The sequence below is a fragment of the Cellulomonas septica genome (genome assembly GCF_012396155.1).
In the GTDB taxonomy this organism is placed as follows: Bacteria; Actinomycetota; Actinomycetes; order Actinomycetales; family Cellulomonadaceae; genus Cellulomonas; species Cellulomonas septica.
In genome coordinates, this window is the sequence record NZ_JAAXOY010000160.1 from 1 (window position 1) to 6328 (window position 6328).

The window sequence follows — 6328 nt, forward strand, 5'->3', positions numbered from 1 at the left end:
CGCGGCGTCACTGCTCGGGCGCGGCCTCCAGCTGCGGCGTGACCGGCGTCGTGCCGAGCGCCTGCGGCGCGCTGCCCTGCTTGAGGGCCGCGAGGCGCGCCTCGACCTCGATCTGCGCGCCCGACGCCTCGAGCTCCGCGAACTGCGCGTCGATCGACGACGCGGCGAGCTCGGCCTGGCCCATCGCCATGGCCTCCTCGCGGCGGACCTTCTCCTCGAACCGCGCGAGCTCGCTCGTCGGGTCGAGCACGTTGATCGACGAGATCGCGGTCTGGACGGTCTGCTGCGCCTGCGCCGACTTCTGCCGGGCGACGAGCGTGTCGCGCCGCGTCTTGAGCTGGCCGAGCTTGTCCTTCATGAGCGCCAGGCCGGACTTGAGCTTCTCGACGGTCTCGCGCTGCGACGCGATGAGCGGCTCCGCCTCGCGGACCTCGCCCTCCGCCTGGATCTGCTTGCCGAGCGCGACCTTGGCCAGGTTGTCGAAGCGGTCGGCCTTGACGGCGTCGCCCGCGGCACGTGCCTGGTCGGCGGCGGTCGACGCGGCGAGGGCCTTGCCGCCCCACTCGCGTGCCGCGGCGACGTCCTCGTTGTAGTCCTGCTCCGCGAGCCGCAGGTTGCCGATCGTCTGCGCGATCGCCTGCTCCGCCTCGGCGATGGAGTTGGTGTAGTCGCGCACCAGCTGGTCCAGCATCTTCTGCGGGTCCTCGGCCTGGTCGATCAGCGCGTTGATGTTCGCGCGCGCCAGCTGGGTGATCCGCCCGAAGATGCTCTGCTTCTCGGTCATCGCCGTGCCTTCCCTCGCTCCGTGGTCGTGCCGTGGTCCTGCGCTCGTGGTGTCGTGCTCGTCGCTCGTGCTGTCGTGCTCGTCCTGTGCCGCGGTCCGTGCGTGGGCGTCGGTCCCCGGTGGGGTCGTGACTCGTGAGGTCAGAAGCCGCCGCCGAAGCCGCCGTCCCCGAACCCGCCGCCGTCGAAGCCGCCCCCGCCGCCTCCACCGCCGCCGCCCCAGCCGCCGCCGCCCCGCAGGATCGAGTCGAGCAGGATGCCGCCGAGCACCATCCCGCCGACGCCGTTGAGGCCGCCGCCCATGCCGCGCTGGCCCGTCGACTGGTAGCGGTAGGCGTCCGCCTGCTCGACGTCGGCCTGCGCGAGGTACTGCGCGTCGGCGACGAGCTGCTCGGCCCGCGAGCCGACGGTCGCACGCTCCCCCGTCACGCCCATCGTCGACGCCGCGTACACGAACCCGCGCGAGGCGGCGCTCGTCGACGCGAGCCGCTCGGGCGTCGAGCTCGGGGCGACGAGGAACACGCGGTCCAGGCCGTGCGCGTCCGACGCGGCGACCCAGTCCTGCGCCTCGTCGGGGATGAGGTCCGGCGTGATGAGCCCGGCACCGCCGGCCGCGGCGAGGTCGCGCGCGTACGCCTCGACGCCGTAGCGCAGGACGAGGTTCCAGTAGCTCATCACCAGCACCGGCGCACCGCGGCCCGCGACCTGCTCGACCGCCGCGAGCGTGTCGCGCACGCGCGTGCCGCCGCCGAGCGCGACGTCGACCGCACGCTGGATGACGGGCCCGTCCATGACGGGGTCGGTGTACGGGACGCCGAGCTCGACGACGTCGACGCCCGCGTCGACCATCGCCCGCACCGCGTCGACCGACCCGGGCAGCGTCGGGAAGCCGACGGGCAGGTACCCGACCAGCGCCGCGCGCCCCGGTGCCCCGCCGTCGCCCGCGCGCAGCGCGTCGAGCCGCTCCCCGGTCGCCGACCGGACGTCCACCGTGCTCACTGGCCCTCCTCGTCGCCCGACCGCGTGCGTCGCCGCCGTGTCGTCCTCGTCGTCCCGTCGCCCGGCGGCGACGTCACAGCTGCTCGTTCTCGTCGGCCAGCACGACCGGCTCGTCCTCGATGAGGCCGAACCACGCGGCCGCCGTCGCGACGTCCTTGTCCCCGCGACCCGACAGGTTCACGAGCAGCACCGGGTCGTGGCCGTCGTCGCCCCGCCACGTCGCGGCCTCGCGACCGAGCTGGATCGCGCCGGCGAGCGCGTGCGCGGACTCGATCGCGGGGATGATCCCCTCGGTCCGGCACAGGAGGCGGAACGCCTCCATCGCCTCGTCGTCCGTCACGGGCCGGTACTGCGCGCGGCCGATGTCGTGCAGCCACGCGTGCTCGGGGCCCACGCTCGGGTAGTCCAGGCCCGCCGAGACCGAGTGGCTCGGGAGCGTCTGGCCGTCCTCGTCCTGCAGCAGGTAGGACTTCGCGCCGTGCAGGACGCCCGGCAGGCCGCCCGAGAAGCGCGCCGCGTGACGACCCGACGAGATGCCCGCGCCACCGGCCTCGAAGCCGAACAGCCGGACGTCGGCGTCGTCGAGGAACGCGTTGAAGATGCCCATCGCGTTCGACCCGCCGCCGACGCACGCCGCGACGGCGTCGGGCAGGCGACCGATCTCCTCGAGGAGCTGCGCGCGCGCCTCCTCGCCGATGATCTTGTGGAAGTCGCGCACCATCTCGGGGAACGGGTGCGGGCCGGTCACCGTGCCGAGCAGGTAGTGCGTCGTCTCGACGTTCGCGACCCAGTCGCGCAGCGCCTCGTTGATCGCGTCCTTGAGCGTGCGCGACCCGATCGTCACGGGCACGACCGTCGCGCCGAGGAGCTCCATGCGCGCGACGTTGAGGGCCTGGCGCTGCGTGTCCTCCTCGCCCATGTAGACGACGCACTCGAGGTCGAGGAGCGCCGCCGCGGTCGCCGTCGCGACGCCGTGCTGGCCCGCGCCCGTCTCCGCGATGACGCGCGTCTTGCCCATGCGCTTCACGAGGAGCGCCTGGCCCAGCACGTTGTTGATCTTGTGCGAGCCGGTGTGGTTGAGGTCCTCGCGCTTGAGGAACACCCGCACGCCCTCGCCGACGTGCCGCGCGAACCGCGGGACCTCGGTGAGCGGGCTGGGGCGCCCGGTGTAGGTGCGGTGCAGGCGCGCGAGCTCCCGGCCGAACGCCGGGTCGGTGAGCGCCTTGTGGTACTCGGTGTCGAGCTCGTCGAGCGCCGCGATCAGCGCCTCGGGCACGTACCGGCCGCCGAAGTCGCCGAAGTACGGCCCGGCGTGCGTCGCGAGCGGACCGCCCGCGGTGTCCAGGTGCAGCGGGGTGTCCGACGGCCCGGCGCCGCGACGTGCGGTCACTGGCGCACCGCCCGCAGCGAGGGGTGCGCGCCCGCGGCGACCAGGTCGGCGACCGACTGGCGCGGGGCGTCGTCCGTGACGAGCGCCTCGCCGACGAGGACCGTGTCCGCGCCCGCCCGTGCGTAGTCCATGACGTCGTGCGGCCCGCGCACGCCGGACTCGGCGATCTTGACGACGTCGGACGGGATCGACGGCGCGACGCGGGAGAACGTCGTGCGGTCCACGTCGAGCGTCTTGAGGTTGCGCGCGTTCACGCCGATCACGCGGGCGCCGGCGTCGACCGCGCGCGCGACCTCCTCGGTGTCGTGCACCTCGACCAGGGCCGTCATGCCGAGCGAGTGCACGCGCTCGACCAGGGACTCGAGGACCGTCTGCTCGAGCGCGGCGACGATCAGCAGGACGAGGTCCGCGCCGTGCGCGCGCGCCTCCCACACCTGGTAGGGGCTGACGACGAAGTCCTTGCGCAGGACCGGGATGTCGACCCGGGCGCGCACGGCGTCGAGGTCCGCGAGCGAACCCTTGAACCGGCGCTCCTCCGTCAGCACGGAGATCGCGGTCGCGCCGCCCTTCTCGTACTCGGCGGCGAGCGCGGCGGGGTCGGTGATCGTGGCGAGCGCACCCTTGCTGGGGCTGGACCGCTTGACCTCGGCGATGACCGTGACCGCGTCCTCGACGCGGAGCCGGCCGACGCACTCGATCGCGGACGGCCGCTTGGCGGCGAGCTCCTTGACGGCGGCGAGCGGCGTCGCCGCCTCCCGGACAGCAAGGTCCTCCCTGACGCCTGCGACGATGTCGTCGAGCACGGTCATCGAAGCCTCACCCCTTCCCCCGGTCGGCCCAGTCCGCTCGCGCCGTGGTGGCGGGCGGGTCTGACCTGGCCATGGTACGGGGACCGTCGGGTGACCCCGACCACAGGCCGGTCCGTGGACCGGGCGGCCGTGCCGGGCGCCGGTCAGGCGGACGCGGTCGTCACCAGCATCACGACGACGAACACGAGGTAGCCGACGACGACGAGCGAGGACCACCCCGTGCCGATCCAGCCGAGCACGACGCCCGCGGTCGCCATGCCCGGGTTGTCCGCCTCACCCTGCGCGACGGCCTTCTTGGCGTTGTTGCCGACGACGATCGCGGGGATGCCCGTGACGAGGCCGCACGACACGAGCCCGAGGATGCCGAGCACGAGCGACCAGACCGCGTAGCTGTTCTTGGGGTAGTAGCCGCCGTAGGCCGGGTACCCGTAGCCGTACGCCTGCGGGTAGGCGCCCGGAGCCGGGTGCTGCACCGGGGCGCCGTACGCCGGTGCGGCCGGGCCGGACGCGGACGTCGGGTCGGACGGGTACGCCGGCCCGGACGGGTACGAGGGGCCGGACGGGTACGAGGGGCCGGACGAGTACCCCGGGCCGGACGGGTACGCGGGGCCGGGCGCGTACGGCGTCGCGCCGGGCACGGTGCCGGGCACCGGGGGCTCGCCGCCCGTCGTGCTCGTCTCGGGCTTGCGCCACGGGTCGGACGCGGGCGTCGCTGGGTCCTGCGGGTCGGTGCTGCTCATCGTCGGGCTCCGGGAGGGCTGGCCGCGGCCGGGCGGCGCGCGGCGGGCGCGGTCAGGGGGCGAGGTACGGCGCGAGCGGCGGGAGGTTGCGCAGGACCGCGAAGGTCACGACGACGGCGAGCGCGGACCACGCCCAGGCCGGGTGCCGAGGCGCGTGCGTGCGACGCCCGTGGGCCGCCCGCCACGTCCACACGGCCCACCCGGCGACCGCGAGCGGCAGCAGGACGACGAGCAGCGGGTTCATGCCCCACGCCCCGGCGAGGTCGCCGTGCGTGAGGTCGTGCACGGCGCGCATCCCGCCGCAGCCGGGGCACCACAGCCCTGTCAGCAGGTGCAGGGGGCACGCGCCCCAGCTGCCCGGCACGTGCGGGTCGCGGAGGGCGACCGCGACCGTCGCGAGCAGCGTCCCCGCACCGACGAGCAGCGGCGTCCGGGCCAGGCCGGACGCCGCCACGACGTCAGTAGCTCGAGGAGTTGTAGCCGTCGACGAACGCGTCACGGAACTCGGCGTTCGAGAACAGGACGGCGAACAGGATGATGCCGAGGATCGACAGCACGGTGGCGATCCACCCGAGCACGACACCCGCGGTCGCGAGGCCGCCGTTGTTCGCCTCGCCGCGCTGGACGGCCTTCTTCGCGTTGTTGCCGACGATGATCGCCGGGATGCCCGTCACGAGGCCGCACGAGAGCACGAACGACGCGATGCCGAGGACGAGCGCCCACACGCCGAGGCTGTTCTTCGGGTACGGGGTGCCGTAGGCCTGCTGGCCGCCGTACTGCGGGGCGCCGCCGTACTGCGGGGCCGACGGGTACTGCGGCGCCGACGGGTAGCCCTGCGGCTGGGACTGCTGGGGCGGCGGGGCGGCCGGGTAGCCACCGGCGGGCGGCGGCGGTGCCGCGGGGTAGCCGGGCGCGCCACCCTCGGGCTCGGAGCCCTTCTCGAACGGGTTCTGCGGCTCGTTGGGGGTCGACATCCATCCTCCAGGCGGAGTGGCGACCGGGTCACGGCCGGTCGCAGACGGGGCCCGCGTGCGGCCGCGCGCGGGATCGAGCTGCCCGCGGACGGGCCGGGCGTCAGTGCGCCCCGGGTCGTCCGTCCTTGGACTGCGTGTGCACGCCGCCCTGGCCGTAGCCCATGCCCTGCAGGACCTTGCCGAGCACGAGGGCGACGAGGGCGACACCGAGGCCGACCCAGAACAGCCACACGAGCGCGAAGACCACCGCGACGGACATGACGACACCGCCGACGAGGACGCCGTACGTGGTCGTCCAGCCGGCGACCGTCTTGCCGTGGTTGACCGGCGGGGTCGCGGGCGGGAGGTGGACCGTCTCGGTCCGGGTGACGTTCTGCGCGCGGTGCGCGAGGGACTGGTCAGACATCAGGTGGTGCCCTTCGTGCTCGGTTCGCGGCCCACCCTATCGGACCGCGCGGCCCTCCGACCTGCGCAGGACCTGCGCACGACCTGCGCACGGCCACCGCAGGACACGGTCAGGTCGGGTCGTCGCCGCGGCTCAGCGCGTCCCACGCGCCACGCTCGTCGACGGGCTTGCCGCCCGCCGCGGGCGGCTCGTGCCGACGCGACGGTCCCTGCCAGGTGCGCGAGGCG

The 6328-nt window shown here is 74.5% G+C and carries 9 protein-coding genes; all 9 read right to left on the bottom strand.

The features are described 5' to 3' along the window. Positions 1-7 precede the first annotated feature (7 nt). Positions 8-784, bottom strand: coding sequence for a PspA/IM30 family protein (locus tag HGA02_RS08115; RefSeq protein ID WP_124343974.1), 777 nt, complete (start codon positions 782-784; stop codon positions 8-10). Positions 785-924: 140 nt separating this feature from the next. Beyond that, a complete protein-coding gene (gene trpA, locus HGA02_RS08120) occupies positions 925-1782 on the bottom strand; it encodes a tryptophan synthase subunit alpha (protein WP_343035373.1) in 858 nt (285 codons plus the stop codon). A 73-nt stretch (positions 1783-1855) separates the two neighbouring features. Beyond that, a complete protein-coding gene (trpB, locus tag HGA02_RS08125) occupies positions 1856-3127 on the bottom strand; it encodes a tryptophan synthase subunit beta (RefSeq protein WP_168678603.1) in 1272 nt (423 codons plus the stop codon). A gap of 41 nt (positions 3128-3168) precedes the next feature. After that, positions 3169-3981, bottom strand: coding sequence for an indole-3-glycerol phosphate synthase TrpC (trpC, locus tag HGA02_RS08130; protein ID WP_168678596.1), 813 nt, complete (start codon positions 3979-3981; stop codon positions 3169-3171). 143 nt (positions 3982-4124) lie between these two features. Continuing rightward, positions 4125-4721: a DUF4190 domain-containing protein gene (locus tag HGA02_RS08135; RefSeq protein ID WP_168678597.1), complete on the bottom strand. Its 597-nt coding sequence runs from the start codon at positions 4719-4721 to the stop codon at positions 4125-4127. Between the two features lie 52 nt (positions 4722-4773). Continuing rightward, the gene (locus HGA02_RS08140; protein ID WP_168678598.1) at positions 4774-5175 is read right to left on the bottom strand and encodes a DUF2752 domain-containing protein; all 402 of its coding nucleotides are present in this window, start codon (positions 5173-5175) and stop codon (positions 4774-4776) included. Between the two features lie 4 nt (positions 5176-5179). Next, entirely contained in the window at positions 5180-5695 is a 516-nt protein-coding gene (locus HGA02_RS08145) for a DUF4190 domain-containing protein (protein ID WP_168678599.1), read from the bottom strand. Between the two features lie 100 nt (positions 5696-5795). After that, positions 5796-6101: an HGxxPAAW family protein gene (locus HGA02_RS08150; RefSeq protein ID WP_168678600.1), complete on the bottom strand. Its 306-nt coding sequence runs from the start codon at positions 6099-6101 to the stop codon at positions 5796-5798. 109 nt (positions 6102-6210) lie between these two features. Continuing rightward, a partial coding sequence (locus HGA02_RS08155; protein WP_168678601.1) for a Trp biosynthesis-associated membrane protein occupies positions 6211-6328 on the bottom strand: 118 nt, incomplete at its 5' end.

Excerpts from the sequence above, each read along its gene's own strand:
- HGA02_RS08115 (WP_124343974.1), bottom strand. The coding sequence starts at position 784 with ATGACCGAGAAGCAGAGCATCTTCGGGCGGATCACCCAGCTGGCGCGC.
- trpC (WP_168678596.1), bottom strand. The coding sequence starts at position 3,981 with ATGACCGTGCTCGACGACATCGTCGCAGGCGTCAGGGAGGACCTTGCT.
- HGA02_RS08135 (WP_168678597.1), bottom strand. The coding sequence starts at position 4,721 with ATGAGCAGCACCGACCCGCAGGACCCAGCGACGCCCGCGTCCGACCCG.
- HGA02_RS08145 (WP_168678599.1), bottom strand. The coding sequence starts at position 5,695 with ATGTCGACCCCCAACGAGCCGCAGAACCCGTTCGAGAAGGGCTCCGAG.
- HGA02_RS08150 (WP_168678600.1), bottom strand. The coding sequence starts at position 6,101 with ATGTCTGACCAGTCCCTCGCGCACCGCGCGCAGAACGTCACCCGGACC.